The 19,156-nt window shown below is 63.0% G+C and carries 14 protein-coding genes; 4 read left to right on the plus strand and 10 right to left on the minus strand.

The features are described from left to right. Positions 1–190: 190 nt before the first annotated feature. Complete coding sequence (locus AC6CWS_RS19725) at positions 191–1,579, minus strand: NarK family nitrate/nitrite MFS transporter (protein ID WP_023290135.1); 1,389 nt, start codon at positions 1,577–1,579, stop codon at positions 191–193. Between the two features lie 311 nt (positions 1,580–1,890). On the opposite strand from AC6CWS_RS19725, the gene narX reads away from it, so the two are divergent. Beyond that, entirely contained in the window at positions 1,891–3,669 is a 1,779-nt protein-coding gene (gene narX, locus AC6CWS_RS19730; protein ID WP_130941685.1) for a nitrate/nitrite two-component system sensor histidine kinase NarX, read from the plus strand. Between the two features lie 10 nt (positions 3,670–3,679). Continuing rightward, positions 3,680–4,330, plus strand: coding sequence for a two-component system response regulator NarL (gene narL, locus AC6CWS_RS19735; RefSeq protein WP_002910198.1), 651 nt, complete (start codon positions 3,680–3,682; stop codon positions 4,328–4,330). On the opposite strand, the gene AC6CWS_RS19740 is transcribed toward narL, so the two are convergent. The 7 genes from AC6CWS_RS19740 to nasR all read right to left on the minus strand — a co-directional run bounded on the left by AC6CWS_RS19740 (position 4,327) and on the right by nasR (position 16,913). After that, the gene (locus AC6CWS_RS19740) at positions 4,327–5,709 is read right to left on the minus strand and encodes a YchO/YchP family invasin (RefSeq protein WP_323109606.1); all 1,383 of its coding nucleotides are present in this window, start codon (positions 5,707–5,709) and stop codon (positions 4,327–4,329) included. The genes narL and AC6CWS_RS19740 overlap by 4 nt on opposite strands. Positions 5,710–5,862: 153 nt before the next feature. Continuing rightward, complete coding sequence (locus AC6CWS_RS19745) at positions 5,863–8,469, minus strand: nitrate reductase (protein ID WP_065881272.1); 2,607 nt, start codon at positions 8,467–8,469, stop codon at positions 5,863–5,865. After that, a complete protein-coding gene (gene nirB, locus AC6CWS_RS19750) occupies positions 8,469–12,536 on the minus strand; it encodes a nitrite reductase large subunit NirB (protein WP_498256432.1) in 4,068 nt (1,355 codons plus the stop codon). Before nirB ends, AC6CWS_RS19745 begins: the two co-directional genes overlap by 1 nt. Before the next feature lie 10 nt (positions 12,537–12,546). After that, entirely contained in the window at positions 12,547–13,335 is a 789-nt protein-coding gene (locus AC6CWS_RS19755) for an ABC transporter ATP-binding protein (RefSeq protein ID WP_023290140.1), read from the minus strand. 9 nt (positions 13,336–13,344) lie between these two features. Beyond that, positions 13,345–14,229 carry a nitrate ABC transporter permease gene (gene ntrB / locus AC6CWS_RS19760; protein WP_032453295.1) on the minus strand — a complete coding sequence of 295 codons (885 nt, stop codon included), beginning with the start codon at positions 14,227–14,229 and terminating at the stop codon, positions 13,345–13,347. 1 nt (position 14,230) lies between these two features. Further along, entirely contained in the window at positions 14,231–15,487 is a 1,257-nt protein-coding gene (locus AC6CWS_RS19765; RefSeq protein WP_065881268.1) for a CmpA/NrtA family ABC transporter substrate-binding protein, read from the minus strand. 244 nt (positions 15,488–15,731) lie between these two features. Continuing rightward, positions 15,732–16,913 (minus strand): nitrate regulatory protein NasR, encoded by a 1,182-nt coding sequence (gene nasR, locus AC6CWS_RS19770; RefSeq protein ID WP_044523872.1) that lies wholly within the window; start codon positions 16,911–16,913, stop codon positions 15,732–15,734. Between the two features lie 68 nt (positions 16,914–16,981). Between nasR and AC6CWS_RS19775 the strand changes: the two genes are divergently transcribed. Together AC6CWS_RS19775 and AC6CWS_RS19780 are read left to right on the plus strand one after the other, a co-directional pair. Further along, a complete protein-coding gene (locus AC6CWS_RS19775; protein WP_065881265.1) occupies positions 16,982–17,335 on the plus strand; it encodes a DsrE/DsrF/TusD sulfur relay family protein in 354 nt (117 codons plus the stop codon). Positions 17,336–17,573: 238 nt separating this feature from the next. Further along, entirely contained in the window at positions 17,574–17,816 is a 243-nt protein-coding gene (locus AC6CWS_RS19780) for a DUF1883 domain-containing protein (protein WP_002910387.1), read from the plus strand. A gap of 56 nt (positions 17,817–17,872) precedes the next feature. On the opposite strand, the gene AC6CWS_RS19785 is transcribed toward AC6CWS_RS19780, so the two are convergent. Together AC6CWS_RS19785 and chaB are read right to left on the minus strand one after the other, a co-directional pair. Next, on the minus strand, positions 17,873–18,553 hold the full coding sequence (locus AC6CWS_RS19785) for a gamma-glutamylcyclotransferase (RefSeq protein ID WP_023290144.1): 681 nt from the start codon (positions 18,551–18,553) through the stop codon (positions 17,873–17,875). A gap of 136 nt (positions 18,554–18,689) precedes the next feature. Next, positions 18,690–18,920 carry a putative cation transport regulator ChaB gene (chaB, locus tag AC6CWS_RS19790; protein WP_023290145.1) on the minus strand — a complete coding sequence of 77 codons (231 nt, stop codon included), beginning with the start codon at positions 18,918–18,920 and terminating at the stop codon, positions 18,690–18,692. Between the last annotated feature and the right edge of the window lie 236 nt (positions 18,921–19,156).

Here is a 19,156-nt window from a genome sequence, read left to right on the forward strand (position 1 = left end):
ACCAGGCGCGGAATTGTTCACCAGGGAGGTATTAAGGGGTAGAGCAGTGACGCTGGCAAGCCGTCCCTTCCCGGCTCAGTGGCCAATACGTATCCAATCACCCATTAGTATGTTGTAACTAAATAGGCCGGTAAAAAAAGGCGCCTCCTCCGGGAGTACGCCTTTACGAAGCAACATCGACGATAGCGAATTACTGACGCTTACGGCCGTATACCGCCCAGGTGATGATCACGCAGGCGATATAGAAGATCAGGAAGACTTTCATCGCGCCGGCCGGCGAGCCGGTCAGATCCAGCGAGATACCGAACGCCTTCGGAATAAAGAAGCCGCCGATGGCGCCAATAGCGGAGATAAAGCCCAGCGCCGCCGCGGTATCGGTCGCCGCCTCGCGCATCGCCTGGGCTTCGCTGCCGCCCTGGGCCTTCACCCGGTCCATGGTCAGCTTACGGAAGATCACGGAGATCATCTGGAAGGTGGAAGCGCTCCCCAGCCCGGCGGTCAGGAACAGCACCATAAACACCGCGAAGAAGGCGATGAAGTTACCGCCCTGGCCGTTGGTCGGCAGGGTCAGGAACAGCAGCGCACAGAAGACAGCCATCACCACAAAGTTGACCAGCGTCACGCGGGTACCGCCGAGACGGTCGGAGATCGCCCCGCCCATCGAACGCGCCAGCGCGCCAATAAACGGACCGAAGAAGGCGTAGTGCAGGATCTGCACGTCCGGGAACTGGGTCTTTGACAGCATGGCGAAACCGGCGGAGAAACCGATAAAGGAGCCGAAGGTCGCCAGATAGAGCAGCGCCATGATCCACAGGTGCAGGCGTTTGAGCACCGGCAGCTGTTCGCTCAGCGAGGCTTTAGAAGCGGACAGGTCGTTCATAAAGAACCACGCCGCCAGGGTGAAAATAATCAGGAAAGGTACCCAGATCCACGCGGCGTTTTCCAGATACAGCATTGAGCCGTCCGGCTGCTCGCTGCCGGTCCCGCCAAAAATGGCAAACACCGAGACCGACACCACCAGCGGCGCGACCAGCTGCATCACGCTGACGCCCATATTACCAAGGCCGCCGTTGACGCCCAGCGCCCCGCCCTGCTTCGCTTTCGGGAAGAAGAAGCTGATATTGGCCATACTGGAGGCGAAGTTGGCCCCGGCGAAGCCGCACAGCAGAGAGATGATCACGAAGACGCTAAACGGCGTGGAGGTATCCTGGACCGCAAAGCCCAGCCACACGCACGGCACAATCATGATCCCGGTACTGAACGCCGTCCAGCGGCGGCCGCCGAACAGCGGTACCATGAAAGCGTAAGGCACGCGCAACAAAGCGCCTGACAGCGCCGGCAGCGCGGTCAGCATAAACAGCTGATCGGTCGTAAACTGAAAGCCCACTTTGTTGAGGTTAACGGCAACGGCGCTGAACAACATCCACACGCAGAACGCCAGTAACAGACAGGGAACGGAGATCCATAAATTGCGGCTCGCCACATGGTGGCCGCGCTGTTGCCAGAATTCAGGATCTTCAGGCCGCCAGTCGGTAATGACCGAGCGGTTAGCCTTCTCCGGGAGGGAAGATTGACTCATAGATACCTCTGATTATTCATTTTTCCTGCCGCTACCTTAGGGGTTGCCCCGGGCGGTAAGTTGATATAAATCAAAGGAAAAGCGCGCGCTAATTTGTGCGAAAATAAACCATGCTCCGAAGTGAGTAGAGAATGGTGGGAAAAAAAGTGTGGTTTTTCACACGGCTGCCGGGATGCGTCTAACCCCTCTCCCAACGGCGCCTACCACCGACAATTAAGGAGTAACTCTTTGTGGGTATGGGTATACTCCAGGGGATAGCCGAGAATAAGCGCCACTCCCGGGGACACGACCGGTCAGGAGCCACGCATTCCATGTTAAAACGTCTTTTTACCCCGCTGACGCTGGTCAATCAACTGGCGTTGATCGTCCTGCTTGCCACCCTTACTGGCGTCGCCGGTATGGCGATCTCCGCGCGCCTGGTCAACGGCGTGCAGGGCAGCGCGCACGCCATTAACAAAGCCGGGTCATTACGCATGCAGAGCTACCGGCTGCTGGCGGCGATCCCGCTGAATGAACACGACCAAAAGCTGGTCGATGATATGACCGCCACCGTCTTCAGTCCGGAGCTGCAAAACTCCGCCCGCCGCGACGGGCAGGAGCGCCAGCTGCAGGCCCTGCAGCAGTACTGGCAGCTGGCGCTGGCTCCCGGCCTGCAGCGCGCGGTCAACCAGGCGGAGGTCGCCCAGGATGTCGCCGACTTTGTCGATCGTATCGACCAGCTGGTCACCGCATTCGACCATACCACCGAGCAGCGTATCGAACGGGTGGTCTGGATCCATCGCCTCCTCGCCATCGGCATGGCGCTGCTGTTGATCTTCACCATCATCTGGCTACGCGCCCGCCTGCTGCGGCCATGGAAACAGCTGCTGAGCATGGCGCGAGCGGTGAGCCAGCGTGATTTCACCCAGCGGGCGCACATCAGCGGACGCAACGAAATGGCGACCCTCGGCATGGCGCTAAATAACATGTCGGAAGAGCTGGCGGAAAGCTACGCCGTGCTCGAGCGCCGGGTGCAGGAGAAGACCGCCGGGCTGGAACAGAAGAACGAGATCCTCGCTTTCTTATGGCAGGCCAACCGCCGGCTGCACGCCAACGCCCCGCTCTGTGAACGCATTTCGCCGGTGCTGAACGGCCTGCAGGGTCTGACGCTGCTGCGCGATATCGAGGTGCGGGTCTACGATCTGGAAGATGAAGACAACCATCAGGAGTTTACCTGCCACTCGGATAATGAATGTGACGACATGGGCTGCTACCTCTGCCCACGCAACCTGCCGCCGCTGCCGGATGGCGGAACGACGCTGAAGTGGCGGCTGTCGGATGCGCATAATCAGTACGGCATCCTGCTGGCGACGCTGCCGGTTGGCCGTCATCTCAGCCACGATCAGCAGCAGCTGGTGGATACTGTGGTTGAACAACTGACCAGCACCCTGGCGCTGGACCGCCATCAGGAGAAACAGCAGCAGCTGATCGTTATGGAAGAGCGGGCCACTATCGCCCGCGAGCTGCATGATTCCATCGCCCAGTCGCTATCCTGTATGAAGATGCAGGTCAGCTGCCTGCAGATGCAGGGCGACGCCTTGCCGGCGGAGAACCGTCAGCTGCTGGGGCAGATACGTAACGAGCTGAATACCTCCTGGGCCCAGCTGCGTGAGCTGTTGACCACCTTCCGCCTGCAGCTGACCGAGCCGGGCCTGCGCCCGGCGCTGGAGGCCAGCTGTCAGGAGTACAGCGCCCACTTCGGCTTTACGGTGCAGCTTGATTATCAGCTCCCGCCGCGCTTTGTGCCGTCGCATCAGGCCATTCACCTGCTGCAGATCGCCCGCGAAGCGTTAAGCAATGCCCTGAAGCATGCCAGCGCGACCCAAGTCACAGTGACGGTGTCACAACGCGATAATCAGGTCCGTCTGGTGGTGGCGGATAACGGCCGCGGCGTGCCGGACCACGCCGAGCGGAGTAACCATTACGGTTTAATCATTATGCGGGATCGCGCGCAAAGTCTGCGCGGCGACTGTCAGGTTCGGCGCCGGGAAACCGGCGGGACCGAAGTGATCGTCACGTTTATCCCGGAAAAAACGTTTTCCATCCAATAAGGAGACCCCCATGAGTCAACAGGAACGGGCAACCATCCTTCTCATTGACGACCATCCGATGCTGCGCACCGGCGTGAAACAACTGATCAGCATGGCGCCGGACATCCAGGTGATTGGCGAAGCCAGCAATGGCGCGCAAGGTATCGAGCTGGCGGAGTCGCTGGATCCGGACCTGATCCTGCTGGACCTCAATATGCCGGGCATGAACGGTCTGGAGACGCTGGACAAACTGCGTGAGAAATCGCTGTCTGGCCGGGTGGTGGTCTTCAGCGTCTCTAACCATGAAGAGGACGTTGTTACCGCCCTCAAGCGCGGCGCCGATGGCTATCTGCTGAAAGACATGGAGCCGGAAGATCTGCTGAAAGCGCTGCAGCAGGCCGCCGCCGGCGAGATGGTATTAAGCGAAGCGTTAACCCCGGTGCTGGCCGCCAGCCTGCGCGCCAACCGCGCCACCTCCGATCGCGACATCAGCCAGCTGACCCCGCGCGAGCGCGACATCCTCAAGCTGATCGCCCAGGGGCTGCCGAACAAAATGATCGCCCGCCGGCTGGATATCACCGAAAGCACCGTCAAAGTGCACGTCAAGCACATGCTGAAGAAAATGAAGCTCAAATCCCGGGTGGAAGCCGCGGTATGGGTCCACCAGGAGCGAATTTTTTAAGGCGAGTCCGTCCACGAGACGCCAGGCGCGGTGAACTTGATCAGCGGCTCGGTCAGCGTCAGGACGATCTCATTGGAGGAGACGCGCTGCCCCTGTTTATCCTCTACCACCACCGACAGGCGCCAGCGGTTCGCGGCGCCCGGTTCACTGTTCCACACCGGCATAATCACGCTCCAGCCATCGGGGCTGCTGGCATCCACCGGCGGCGTCAGGCTGAGCGCCTGGGTGTCGCCCTGCCAGTGCAGCGACTTGATGCCGTGCAGACTATGGATCTGCAGCTTCAGCTGCACCGTCTCCCCGGACTGTAGATCCCAGGGCGGCGTGGCCAGGTAGACCGTCAGATTTTTGCGCTGCCGATACTCCACCACCGGCAGATTATCCCGCTCCGGGCTGTCGAAGCGGCTGCCGCGCAGCGAGTTACTGAACGCCACCTCGTCCGCCGCCAGCTGCTGCTTGAGCGGCACGCCAAAGCGGTAGTTGAGCTTCAGGCCAACGTTGTTCTGGCTGACGCCATTTTCCCCTTGCTTATGCTTGGCGGTCACAGTGACCAGCGGGACCGGGGTATAATTGAGCCCGACGGAGACGGCCACCGGGTTATGGTAGCCTGTGCCGGTGTGAAACAGATCGACGCTGTCGCCGAAGTACTGTTCGACGCTGACGCTGGTGTTGATGTGCTCATAAAACGGCAGCCGCGCCTGGGCGGTAACGTCATACCCCGCGGCCATCCGCTGCTCCTGAGTTTGATTCTCCCGCAGCTGCCAGTCGCCCAGCGGATGATAGTAGTTCGCCGACAGGCGGAGATATTCCCCCCACGCCTCGGCGCCGACGCTGCCGCGGGCCAGGCTTTCGCTCAGCACCTTGTCATAAAACGAGTTATAGCCCAGCAGCCAGCCGCCGACCCGCCAGCGCTGGCCAAGCCCAATGTTGCCCACCAGATCGTTCTCGCGCCGGGTCACCGAATACTGGTTCCACGTCAGGTAGCGATCGTTATCCTGCAATGGCACGAACCAGCTCCCTTTACTGCCGGTGAACTTCCCCTCTTTATCGACCAGCAGGTCGACATTGGCGTTGCCCCACGGCGAGAGCCAGCTCTCCAGCTGGTGGCTCACTTCATTGCCGAGTTTGTTGATGGCGAACATCTGCGCCTGCTCGCCCGCCGTCAGTCCGTTATCGCTCATGCTGGCCTCGCCGAATTTCTTCGCCACTTCGGCAAAGTGTCTGGCGTCGTCATCGACCTGCGGGGCGATCTCCAAATCGGGCAAGGGATCTTCTCCCTGGGGCGTAAGAGCGGTGTCGCTGGCGGTCAGCGCCCAGACAGGAGCGCCCGGCAGCAGCAGGAGAAAGATCAGGGATGGCAGCAAACGGTACGACACAGGCATCAACAGGTTTTGCGCGGGCTCGCAGAAAAAATTGGAAGATAGTTTTAGTTTATCGTTTTTTCCCTTCTCCCGCAGCCCTGCGGACAATTCCAGGAATATGCTGAAACCGGTTGGGCAAATAGTCGCCCAACCACAGAAGGTGCCGCCGCGCCGTTACGCCCCGGCGCGGGCCGGTTGCGCCGTCAGCAGCGCGTTGAGCTCCGGCACGCAGGAGCCGCAGTTGGTCCCGCACTTAAGCCTGGCGCCCAAAGCCCCAACGCTGGCGCAGCCGCTGGCGATGGCCTCGCCGATCGCCCGCTCCCCCACCCCAAAACAGCTGCAGACGATCCGCCCCGGCGGCGCGGCGGCGGCGTCCGGTCGGCCGCTGAGCAACGCATGGCGCCGGGCGGCGTCGGACGGCGGCGCGGCGAAGGCGGCGCTTATCCCTGCGCTATCCACCGCCGGCTCGCGCGCATCGCTCCACCAGCCCAGCATCAGCCTCCCCTGATGCCACGCCAGCAGGTTCCACACCGCGCCGCCGTCTGCTATCTGCAGCTGCCAGCCGCGCTGCGCGCACCAGACGCTGAGCCACTGTCGGGCTGACGCCTCCCCGGCCAGCGAGTAGTGCAATACGCCCGCCGCCGCCCGCCGCCGCCAGTGCCAGGCCGCAGGAAACGGCAGCGGTTCGCGACAAAACAGTTCGCTATGCCAGGCAGGCTGCCAGGGGGCGATGGCCACCGCCGCCTGTTTACTCTCCGGCTGGGCGGAATGGGGGTCCGTGACGGCGGCCAGCAGATTATTCACCCGCCCCTGGCGGGCGAACTGATTGTTCCAGTGCATTGGGACAAACAGCGAGCCGGGGCGCTGGCCTTCGCTGATCGCCACTTTCGCCACCATCACCCCATGGCGCGACCAGATCCGCGCCAGCCCGCCGGCGACAAGCTGGTAGCGAACGGCGTCCTGCGGCGCCACCTCCACCACCGGCTCCGCGATATGCTGCATCAGCCGCGGCACGGCGCCGGTGCGGGTCATGGTGTGCCACTGATCGCGGATCCGCCCGCTGTTGAGGATCAGCGGATAAAAGACATCGGTTGCCGCCCGGGTCGGCTGAGGCGTCACTGGCACCATCCGCAGCCTGCCATCGCTATGCCAGCCGCGCGTAACATCCCAGGCGGCGCGGCGGCGGCTGACCGGCCAGCGTACCGGCGCCATGGCGTCCCAAGCCTCGCGGCTGAGATCCGCCAGCGCGCCGATATCAAACGCCCGCTGGCCGTCGTTTTCGAAACCGGACAGCGCCGCATGCTCGCGGAAGACGTCATGCGGATGCTGCCAGGCAAACGCCTCGCGATACCCCAGCGCCTGCCCCACTCTGGCGATGATCCACCAGTCCGCTTTCGCCTCCCCCGGCGGCGGCAGGAAGCTACGCTGACGGGAGATGCGCCGCTCCGAGTTGGTGACCGTGCCATTTTTCTCGCCCCAGGCCAGCGCCGGAAAGCGAATGTGGGCGAATTGTCCGGTATCCGTCTCAGCGGCGACATCCGAGACGATCACCAGCGGACAGCCGGCCAGCGCCTGGCTCACCGCGTGGCTGTCGGGGAGCGACACCACCGGGTTGGTGCCCATGATCCACACCGCTTTCACCTCGCCGCGGCCGATGGCGGCAAACAGCTCCACGGCGGTCAGCCCCGGGGTCTGCGCCAGCCGCTCGGTTCCCCAAAAGCGGGCCAGCCGCTGCAGATCGTCTGGCACAAAATCCATGTGCGCCGCCAGCATCGTCGCCAACCCGCCGACTTCGCGCCCGCCCATGGCGTTGGGTTGACCGGTCAGCGAAAAGGGGCCGCAGCCGCGGCGGCCATACTTTCCGCTGGCCAGATGGACGTTGATGATGGCATTACATTTGTCGCTGCCGCTGGCTGACTGGTTAATTCCCATGGTGTAGAGGGTGATGGCCCGCGGGGCGGCGATAAAATCGCGATAGAAACCCGCCACCTCATCGGCGGGCAGGCCGCAAAAAGCCGCCACTTTCGCCACGTCCCAGCCGCGGGCGGCGGCCAGCGCCTGCGGGCCGTCGCGAAAACCGTCGACGCAGGCCCCGGCCTGCGCCAGGGCGTTAAGCAACCCCACGAACAGCCCGCCGTCGCTTCCCGGCGCCAGCGCCAGATGGCGATCGGCGATTTCGCAGGTGGCGGTGCGCCGGGGGTCTATCGCCACGATCTGTAGCCGGGGATTATCCCGCTTCGCCTGCGCCAGACGCTGGTACAGCACCGGGTGCGCCCAGGCGGCGTTCGAGCCGACCAGCACCACCAGATCGCTGTTTTCCACATCCTCATAGCTACAGGGCACCACGTCGGCGCCAAAGGCCCGCTTGTAGCCGGTTACCGCCGACGACATGCACAGCCGCGAATTGGTGTCGATGTTCGCCGCGCCGATAAATCCCTTCATCAGCTTGTTGGCGGCATAGTAATCCTCCGTTAACAGCTGGCCGGAGGCGTAGAAGGCCACCGCCTGCGGACCGTGCTGGTCGATAACCTGTTGCAGGCGGGAAGCGGTCTCCGCCAGCGCCTGAGACCAGGCCACCGGCTGGCCGTCCACCTCCGGCGCCAGCAGCCGCCCCGCCAGGCCCGTGGTCTCCCCTAGTGCCGCCCCTTTGACGCACAGGCGGCCGAGGTTGGCCGGGTGCTGTTCGTCGCCGCGCACGCTCACCTGACCCGCGTCATCCACGCTCGCCAGCACGCCGCAGCCTACGCCGCAGTAGGGACAGGTCGTTCGGATGGTCTTCATCAGGAGGCCTCCGCTCGCGCCAGCAGCTGCTGGCTGCCCACCCACACTTTGCCGTTTTCCACTTTCACCGGCCAGGCGCGCACTGCCTGTTCACCGCCGTCGCACGGCCAGCCGTCGCGCAGGCGAATCCGCTGTTTGTACAGCGGGGAGATCACCACCGGTTCCCCGCCGACGTCCCCTAACAGCCCCCGCGACAGCACGTTGGCCGCGCTGCCCGGCTCGCGGTTGTCCAGGGCATACACCCGATCGCCGAAGCGGAACAGGGCGATCTGCCGCTCCCCTAACCGGGCGCCGATCCCCGCCTGCGCCGGGATGGCGTCAAGGTCGCAAATCGCCTGCCACGGCCGGGATGGGAGTTCGCCTTCGGGCAACGCTTCAGCAGGCAACGGCTGCGGCTGACCGCGCAGATCGTGGCGCTGCACCGCCTCGTCGGGCTGGTCGCTGTTCACGAAGGAGCGGAACAGCGCCAGGCGCTGGGGATCGTTGAGCGTAGTCTGCCACTCGCACTGGTAGCTGTCGACGATGCGGGCCATCTCCTGTTCCAGCTCCTCGCCAATGCCGAGGCTATCCTCCAGCACCACCTGCCGCAGGTAGGCCACGCCGCCCTCCAGGTTGTCCATCCAGGTGCTGGTCCGCTGCAGGCGATCGGCGGTGCGGATATAGAACATCAGCAGACGATCGATGCTGCGGATCAGCGTCGCTTCGTCGAGGTCGCTGGCAAACAGGTCGGCGTGACGCGGCTTCATTCCGCCGTTGCCGCAGACGTAGAGATTCCAGCCTTTGTCGGTGGCAATCACCCCGATATCTTTGCCCTGGGCTTCGGCGCATTCGCGGGTGCAGCCGGAGACCGCCATCTTGATTTTGTGCGGGGCGCGCAGCCCTTTATAGCGATGCTCGAGCCGCACCGCGAGCCCGGTGGAGTCCTGCACGCCGTAGCGACACCAGGTTGCGCCGACGCAGGACTTCACCGTGCGCAGCGACTTGCCATAGGCGTGGCCGGTTTCAAACCCGGCGTCGGCCAGCTCGCGCCAGATCGCCGGCAGCTGTTCCAGCCGTGCGCCAAACAGGTCGATGCGCTGGCCGCCGGTCACTTTGCTGTAGAGCTGGTAACGTTTGGCGATCTGCCCGATGGCGATCAGCCCGTCCGGCGTCACTTCCCCCGCCGCCATCCGCGGCACCACCGAATAGGTGCCGTCCTTCTGAATGTTGGCGAAATAGCGGTCGTTGGTATCCTGCAGCGGCAGGTGCGCCGGCTTCAGCAGGTATTCGTTCCAGCAGGAGGCCAGCACCGAGGCCACCAGCGGTTTACAAACCTCGCAGCCGTGCCCCTGGCCGTAGCGGCTAATGAGCTGCTCGAAGGTATGGATATGGTTGACCCGCACCAGATGGTAGATCTCCTGACGCGACCACGGGAAATGCTCGCAGACGTCTTTTTTCACTTCGACGCCCTGCGCCGCCAGCTGGTGCTCCATCACCTGTTTCACCAGCGCGCTGCAGCCGCCGCAGCCGGTGGCCGCTCTGGTGCAGCTTTTTATCGCCGCCATATCCCCCGCGCCATTGTTCACCGCCTGGCAGATATCGCCTTTGCTGACGCTATGGCAGGAGCAGATCGGCGCGCTGTCGGGCAGCGCCGCCACCCCCAGCGCCTTCGGCGCGGCCCCCTCCAGCGCCGGCAGGATCAGGCTCTCCGGACGCGGCGGCAGCGCCATGCCGTTCAGCATCATCTGCAGCAGCGTGGCGTAGTCGCTGGCGTCCCCCACCAACACGCCGCCAAGCAGGGCTTTGCCGTCCTGACTGACGACGATTTTTTTGTAAACCTGCTGCGGACCGTCGGTCCATTGATAGCTCTGGCAGCCCGGCGTGCGCCCCTGCGCATCGCCAAACGAGGCTACGTCAACCCCCAGCAGCTTCAGTTTGGTGCTCATGTCGGCGCCGCTAAAGCAGGCGTCCTCTCCTGCGAGGGTGGCCGCGGCGATCCGCGCCATCTGATAACCCGGCGCCACCAGGCCGTAAATTTTATTATCCCACAGGGCGCATTCGCCTATCGCCAGCACGTCCGGGTCAGTGGTGCGGCACTGGCCGTCGATGCCAATCCCCCCGCGCTCGCCAACCTGCAGCGCGCAGCCGCGGGCCAGCGCGTCCTGCGGGCGGATCCCTGCCGAGAAGACCACCATGTCGGCCGCCAGCGTGCCGCCGTCGGCAAAGTTCAGCCGCAGGCCATCGGCCTCGCGCACGATGGCGGTGGTGGCTTTGCTGGTATGCACCCCCACGCCGAGGGCGACGATCTTCTCCCGCAGCATCGCCGCCCCGCCGTTATCCAACTGGACGGCCATCAGGTTCGGGGCAAACTCCACCACGTGCGTCTCCAGCCCCAGCTGTTTCAGGGCGTTGGCGGCCTCCAGCCCGAGCAGGCCGCCCCCGATCACCACCCCGGTCTTCGCCGCGGCGGCATGGGCGGCGATACGGTCGAGATCGTCAAGGGTGCGATAGACAAAGCACCCGTCGAGATCGTTGCCAGGGATCGGCGGAACAAAGGGATAGGAGCCGGTCGCCAGCACCAGTTTATCCCAGTGAGTTTCATGCCCCTCGGCGTCCCGCACCAGCCGCGCGTCGCGGTCGATCGTCGCCACCGCCTTGCCGAGGCGGAGTTCGATGCCGTGCTGGTGAAAGAAATCATCGGCCACCAGCGACAGCGATTCGGCGCTGCGTCCGGCGAAATATTCGGAGAGATGCACCCGGTCGTAGGCGGCGTAACGCTCTTCGCCAAACACCACGATACGATATTGCTGATGCAGGTTGCGGCTCACGCATTGTTCGAGAAAATGGTGGCCGACCATGCCATGTCCCACCAGCACTAATACAGGTTTCGTCATCGTCATTATTCCTGCAGCCTGCGGCTGCGTTGAAGAAGGGTCAAAAAGCCAGTCCGCGGTGGCGGGCTCGTCGCTTTCCAGGCGCGCGGTGAGCGCGGCGGCGGCGGTACAGTCGCCCATCAGCAGCACGCCGCGCAGGCGGCCGTCGCGCAGCAGCAGGCGACGATAGTGCCGGTCGATGGGATCCCAGCTGGTATAGATGTCATCCTGTTCGCCGGCCTGCTGTTCGCCGACGCTAAAGAGTTCAATGCCGGTGACCTTCAGGCGGGTCCCGGCGTCCTGCCAGACAAAGCCCGCGCCGGGGGCGCCGCACAGGCGATCCGCCAGCACCTCGGCTTGGCGCAGGCAGGGAGCCACCAGCCCCCAGGTCTGGCCGTCAATTTCGCAACACTCGCCAATGGCGCTGAGCCCCGGCAGCGAGGCGGCCATCTGGCGGTCAACCACGATCCCCTGCTGGCACAGCACGCCGGACTGCGCCGCCAGACGGCTGTTGGGCTGCACGCCGGTCGCCAGCACCACTCTGGCGGCGCGGAATACGCGCCCGTCCGCCAGCCGCACGCCGTCGGCGTCGATGGCGGCGATCCGGCACTCCAGCACGCAGCGAATACCGCGCGCTTCAAGCTGCTGCCTGAGCTCATCGGCGGCAAAGGCGTCGATCAGCGGCGCCATTAAGCCGCTGCCGCGATGCAGGAGTGTGACCTCCCCGCCGCGGCGACGCAGCGCCGCCGCCGCCTCCACGCCCAGAACCCCACCGCCAATCACCACCGCCGGGCCGGGTATCGCCAGAATACGTTCCACGTCCGCCAGGGTGCGGAAGGGCATAACCTGCGGACGATCAATGCCCGGCAGCGGCGGGATAAAGGGCCGCGAGCCGGTGGCGAAAACCAGCTCGTCCCACGGCAGCCAGGCGTCAGCGATGCGCAGCCGCCGTTGCGCAACATCCACTTCATCCACCGCCTCGCCAGACCGCAGACACACCCCGTGCCGGGTGTACCACTCCGCCGGCAGCAACGGGATCTGTGAGGCCGTTTTTTCGCCAGCCAGCAGCGGCGAGAGCTGGATGCGGTTATAGGCCGGGTGCGGCTCGTCGCCGACGACGGTAATGGCAAACCGCGCAGGGTCGCGCTCAACCAGCCGCTGCACCAGCCGGGTGGCCGCCATGCCGTTACCGATCACCACCAGTCGCCGCGTCATGACCGCCTCCTTATGCCGCTTTCGGCTGTTTTTCATACAGGAAATGGAGGATCTGCTGGCGCAGATGGTGGTACCGGCTGTCGTCCGCCAGCTGAACGCGATGGCGCGGACGCGGCAGATCGACCGCGAGGATCTCGCCGACCGTCGCCGCCGGGCCGTTGGTCATCATCAGCACCCTGTCGGAAAGCAGCACCGCTTCATCAACGTCGTGGGTGATCATGACGATGGTGGTATTGAGCTCCTGCTGGATATGCATCACCGTGTCCTGGAGGTGAGCGCGGGTCAGCGCGTCCAGGGCGCCGAAGGGCTCATCAAGCAGCAGCACTTTCGGCTTCATCGCCAGCGCCCGGGCGATACCCACCCGCTGCTTCATGCCGCCGGAGATCTCCCCGGGCCGTTTATGCAGCGCATGACTCATCTGCACGCGCGCGAGGTTGTGTTCAATCCACTCCCGACGCTCATGCTTGCTCATGGTGCGACGGAACACCTGATCCACCGCCAGCGCCACATTGTCGAAACAGCTCAGCCACGGCAGCAGCGAGTGGTTCTGGAAAACCACCGCCCGCTCCGGCCCGGGCCCGGCGATTTCCCGGTTATCGCACAGCAGTCCGCCCTCGGTAGGGGTCGTGATCCCGGCGATCAGATTCAGCAGGGTCGATTTTCCGCACCCCGAGTGGCCGATCAGGCTAATGGTCTCCCCTTCGACGATATCGAAGGAGACATTCTGTAGCGCCAGAAACTCGCCGCTGGCGGTGTTGAAGCGCTGGCTGACGGCCTGCACCTGAATTAATGGTTTCATATTGGCTCCTTATTTGTCCTGCCAGCTAAAGCGGCGGGCGAGCAGCATCAGGCCCTGCTCCAGCAGCAGGCCGACGACGCCGATAATGACGATGGCGATGATGATGTTTTCCACATTGAGGTTGTTCCACTCGTTCCAGATCCAGAAGCCGATCCCCAGCCCGCCGGTGAGCATTTCCGCCGCCACGATCACCAGCCAGGCGATGCCGATGGAGAGGCGCACGCCGGTGAGCACCGCCGGCAGCACCGCCGGAAAGAGAATTTTGCGCATCACCGTCCACTCTGAGAGCTGGAGGACGCGGGCGACGTTGAGATAGTCCTGCGGGATCCGCCGCACGCCTTCCGCGGTGTTGATCACCATCGGCCAGATGGAGCAGATAAAAATGGTCCAGCTGGAGGCTGGCTCCGCCTTCTGGAACAGCAGCAGGCCAATCGGCAGCCAGGCCAGCGGGCTGACCGGGCGCAGCAGAGCAATCAGCGGATTAAACATGCGGGCGAAGAACAGCGAGCGGCCGATCAAAAACCCCAGCGGAATGCCCGCCAGCGCCGCCAGGCCGAAGCCCACCGCCACGCGCTGCAGGGAGGCCAGCACGTTCCAGCCGATCCCCATGTCATTCGGCCCGTCCTGATAGAACGGATCGGCAAACAGCGTCAGCGCCGAGTCCAGCGTGCTCAGCGGGGTGGGAAAGCCTTTGCTGTGCATCGCCGCCAGCTGCCAGGCCAGCAGCAGCACCCCCAGCCCCAGCAGCGGGGGCAGCAGGCGCTGGGTGAGCTCACGCAGCCAGCGCGTGACGGTCGGCGTGGTGCGCCGGACCTGCACCGGCGGCAGGATAATGACTTCGCCAGGCGCGTTCTCCACGCTGACGACCGGTTGCTTACGTTGTGCCTGCTTCATCTCATGCCCCCTTACGTTGAATAGCGAAATGGCGGGCGTAGCCTTCCGGGTCAGACCCGTTCCAGACCGTACCGTCCATCAGTGTGCTGCTGCGCATCGTGGCCGCCGGTGTGCTGATCCCGCCGACCGCCTGGGCGGCCGCCTGCCAGACGTCGATGCGGTTAAGACGCGACGCCACCGCGAGGTAATCCGGAGCCTGCTTCAGCAGCCCCCAGCGACGAAACTGGGTGAGGAACCACATCCCGTCCGACAGCCAGGGGAAGCTCACCTCTCCCTCGGCGTAAAAGCGCATCGGATGGGCATCCTGCCAGCGGCGGCCGAGGCCGTTGTCATACTCCCCAAGCATCCGGCCAGTGAGGTACTGCTCTTTGGTATTGAGCCAGCCGCGTCTGGCGAGCAGGCGGGCCGTCTCCCGGGTGTTCTCCGCCGAGGCGGCGATCCAGCGCTGCGCCTCCATCAGGGCCGCCACCAGCGCGCGGGCGGTGTTCGGGTGGCGTTCCACCCAGTCGCGACGGGCGCCCAGCACCTTTTCCGGATGCTCAGGCCAGATATCCTGGGAAGTGGCCGCGGTGAAGCCGATACGGTCGTTAATGGCGCGGGCGTTCCACGGCTCGCCGACGCAAAAGCCGCTCATATTGCCGATGCGCATGTTCATCACCATCTGCGGCGGCGGCACCACGACGGTGCGCACATCGTTAAAGGGATCGATGCCGGCGCTCGCCAGCCAGTAGTAAAGCCACATGGCATGGGTGCCGGTGGGAAAGGTATGGGCGAAGGTGTAGCTGCCCGGCGCGCTGCGGTCGATCAGCCGTTTCAGTCCGCCGAGGTCGGTCACCCCTTTCTCCTGCAGTTCGCTGGAGAGGGTGAGGGCCTGACCATTGCGGTTGAGGGTCATCAGATTAGCCATCGCCTGCGGCTTGCTGGCGATCCCCAGTTCAAGACCGTACAGCAGGCCATAGAGAATATGCGCCGCGTCCAGTTCACCGGCCACCAGCTTGTCGCGCACCGCCGCCCAGCTGGCCTCCTTACTCGGCGCCAGGGTAATGCCATATTTTTTGTCAAACCCCTTCGCTGCGGCGATAGCCAGCGGCGCACAGTCGGTCAGCGGAATAAACCCTACCCGCACGGTGGTTTGCTCCGGTCTGTCCGAGCCGCCGGCCCATGCGGCCTGCATCACGCCCGGCAGCAGCATCGCGCCGCCCAGCGCGGCCCCTGCCTGCAGCAAGCGCCGCCGTGAAATTGAAAACTTATCGCTCATATCCGCTCCACACGCGCAAAAAAAAAGCGCCCGACAGTGCATATGCACTGCAGGACGCCTTTATCCACGGACACCCGAACCGCCATTGGTTCGTCGCCCGGACTTTTATTCACTCACTAATGCTAATGCAAAGGGGATGCCAGCTTTGGCTATGGCGCGCTGGCGGGCTTTTCCTTTCGCTCTGGTCGATTTGTCAGGCAAAAGTGCACCGCCGACAGGCAGCGAATGCCCATCGATTGTGCATCTACTCCTTTGGGGTTAATGGCCAGATCGCCTTCACCATCAGCAGCGCGCGGGCTATCTCAACCATCCGCTGATTCTTGTCCATGGCCATCTTGCGCAGCGTCTGCCAGGCCTGCTCCTCCGGCATCCCCTGGTGAGTCATCAGCAGGCTTTTCGCTTTTTCGATCAGCTTGCGTTCCTCGAGCGCGTCTTTCAGCGAAGCCAGCTGGCTGGAGAGCTGTTGCAGCTCATAGGCCTGCTGGCGCACCAGCGGCAGCAGCTGTTTATCCAGCCGCGGCGTCACGCTGTCGCTCTCCTCCCCGGCCAGCCAGCCAGGCGCGTCGTCTTCTAACAGCGCGTCGGTGGCGTCCAGCAGATCGTCGATCAGTTGCTCTTCCACTTCGCGCAGTTGCTCAAGCCGCTGGGTTTGCAGGCCGAACCAGCGCAGCGCCGTTTCCCCGCCGTCCGCCGCCGGCTGGCGGGTGCAGGCGATCCGCCGCAGTTGCTCGATGTCCAGACCGGCCTGGCACTCGGTCGTAAACAGCTGGACCGTCGCCGGACTGCCCAGCGCCTGGAAGCTGTCAAAGCAGGGCTGCTGACCATCAATACGGTCCACCAGCTGCTGGCGCAGGCTGTCGCTGAACTCGCCGCGGGTAAAGCCCAATGCTCCCAGCGCGCGCTCCTGGCCCACCAGCTCTTTTCCCTGCATAAAGCTGTACAGGGCGACCATACGCCCGGCTACCGACGGGTCGTCAATGCTGTCATTGAGCTGCGGGACGATATTCAGCAGATGGCGGATAATACGGCTGAACTGCTCCGTCGCGGCTTCAGCGGCGACCTGCCGACGGCTGACCTGCTCACGCAGCGCCGGGAGCTGCGCCAGATCGCCGACCGCCCGGGCGATGCGCCAGCACAGCGCGCTGCCGGCGACCGCGCGCGCCCGTTCGAGGGCGGCATAGAACAAGGCCAGCCGCTCATCAACCAGCGCCCCACCCGCCCGACACTCCGCCGCGTACAGCTGACCGCCCGAGCAAAGAAAAATATTCGACGCCCCGCGCTCGCACTGCAGCATATGCACCAGCGCGCTGAGCTGACTTGCCAGCTCGCCCAGCCGGGCAAGTTGCTGAAGCTGTTGTTTTTGCAGGCGGCGCGCCAGCTGCAGCCAGGCCGTCGCCTCGTCCGCGTGACCAGTCGTATTATTCATACCCCTCCTCCGGGTTAACGCTTTATACTGCGGTAAAGCAATAACCGTGCCTTTAAGAAGGAGTTTGTATGCAACGTATTGTGATTATCGCCAACGGCGCCGCCTACGGCAGTGAATCCCTGTTCAACAGCCTGCGCCTGGCCATTGCCCTGCGCGAACAGCAGTCCGACCTCGATCTCAAGCTGTTTTTGATGTCCGACGCCGTCACCGCCGGGCTGCACGGGCAGAAGCCGGCGGAAGGGTATAATGTGCAGCAGATGCTGGAGATCCTCACCGCCCAGCAGGTTCCCGTGAAGCTGTGCAAGACCTGCGCGGACGGCCGCGGGGTCAGCGCACTGCCGCTGGTTGATGGGGTGGAGGTTGGCACTCTCGTTGAGCTGGCCCAGTGGACCCTGGCGGCAGATAAAGTGCTGACCTTCTAAATCTGCGCCGCCGAACGGCAGGAAATATCAGGTTTCGCCGCCTGAAGAGGTAAAAAAAACGTTAGCTGAATGCTTTCAGGAACAACGTCATTTTTGTTTAATCTTTATCCCTTTTTTTGATCAAAATCAGCATCCCGACCCGCGCCGTTTGGTGTGATGCACAGAGCAAAGTGTGAACAATATCACGCGAGGACTGGGTGGGCAGGATGCTGTAGCGGGACAGAAACGGGGTACAAAAATGGCGATGGTAAAAGCAAGTTTGACGTTGTTTGGCGGTGACACGCTGGTGGTGCGTTGCTCAGAGCGCTGCCATATTCATCTGATGAGCGCGAAGGTTCCTGGCGACAGCCATGCGGATATTCTGAGCGTGCAGGATCGGGACAGCGCCTATCTGACGGTGCCCTACAGCGGCACCTGGAACGTGCTTATCGACAGTCACAGCCAGTCACTGGAGCACTCCATCAGCTACGTTCCGGCCTGACAGTCACTGCCTTAACACACGCCCGGCCATGCCGGGCGTTTTTCTTTTCCGCGCGCTCAGGCCAGGCCCGGCGTCGGGCTGTCGCCCAACAGCGCGCGGACGCTGGCCACCAGATCATCAAGACTGGCGTCGTGCATCCCGAGCTTACTCAACGCCTGTTCCAGCGAAAACAGGTACTGAGCGTTGGTGCCGAGCGGCCCGCTGGCCCGGGCGATCAGCGGAGCAATGACCTGGGCGCTGGTATCCGGCTCAAACAGCGGATGACGCGGATCCATAATAAACACCAGCGCATTTACCGTCCGCCCGTCGTCCAGCTCCAGCTTGCACCAGGTGGGCAGATAGCAGCCGGTAATCATCTCCCGTTTCCACAGCAGCGTCAGCTCTTCTTCCAGCGTGTCGTCCGGCAGACGATAAGCGACGCCGGTGGTTCGACCGCCCTCTTTCAGGGCCAGCATACGTCCCGGCTGGCAGGCGCTCCCGCGCCCGGCGGTCAACCGCAGGCAAAACGCGCGGTGCCAGCCCGGCAGCGTGCCGGTGCAGGACTCGCGATAATTGAGCGCCGGGTTCCAGATAAGCGAACCGTAGCCAAAGATCCATACTGAGCCATCATCCGGGCGGCAGGCCAGCGTCGCCGCCAGCGAGGCTGCGCGTTGTTCTGCCGACCAGAGTAGCGATTCCTCAATAGCGCCAAACGCTGTCTTACAATCCGCATTCATTAAGAAATCACGAGTTAACACTGTTTACTACCTCCGCCACTGCCCGCTTCCCGGCGTTCGTCTCATGCATCCGTCAATATTGCTGAAATATTATCCAGCTTTATCTTTCAATAAGCAATCAGCGGGGCGCTGGCAAGCATAAAAGCGGCGTCAGCAATTATTTTTTCTTATGCCACTTATCGTCATCGCCTTTCTCGTAGCTGTTCTTCACCGCCGCCCAGGCGACTTTGTGCGCCGTCTCTTCACGGCTGGCGTCATCGCGCCGCTCGTCTTTATCTTTATATTGATCCCAGGCGCTGTTAAACGCTTCTTTATAAATTTCCTGCGCATGAGCAGGCAGAACATGCTGAACGCTGTCGGGGAGCTCTTGTTTACTGTTATAGGGCATAATGACCTCCTGTTTGAGCATAAAATTTAAGTCTGGAACGCAGGCGGCAGGCTATCAAGCCGATGATGAGTTAAAAATGAATTTTAGTAATTATCTGAATAGTAAGTATAAAAATAACGTAATCGCAAATTATAATAAACTAATCAAGATATCTCTCGATACCCGTAAACTTAAGTAAAAATACAGCATAAATTTAGCAAAATCTGTTACTTTATCGCCCTGCGTTTTTATAATTA

Source organism: Klebsiella sp. M041, assembly GCF_059759695.1.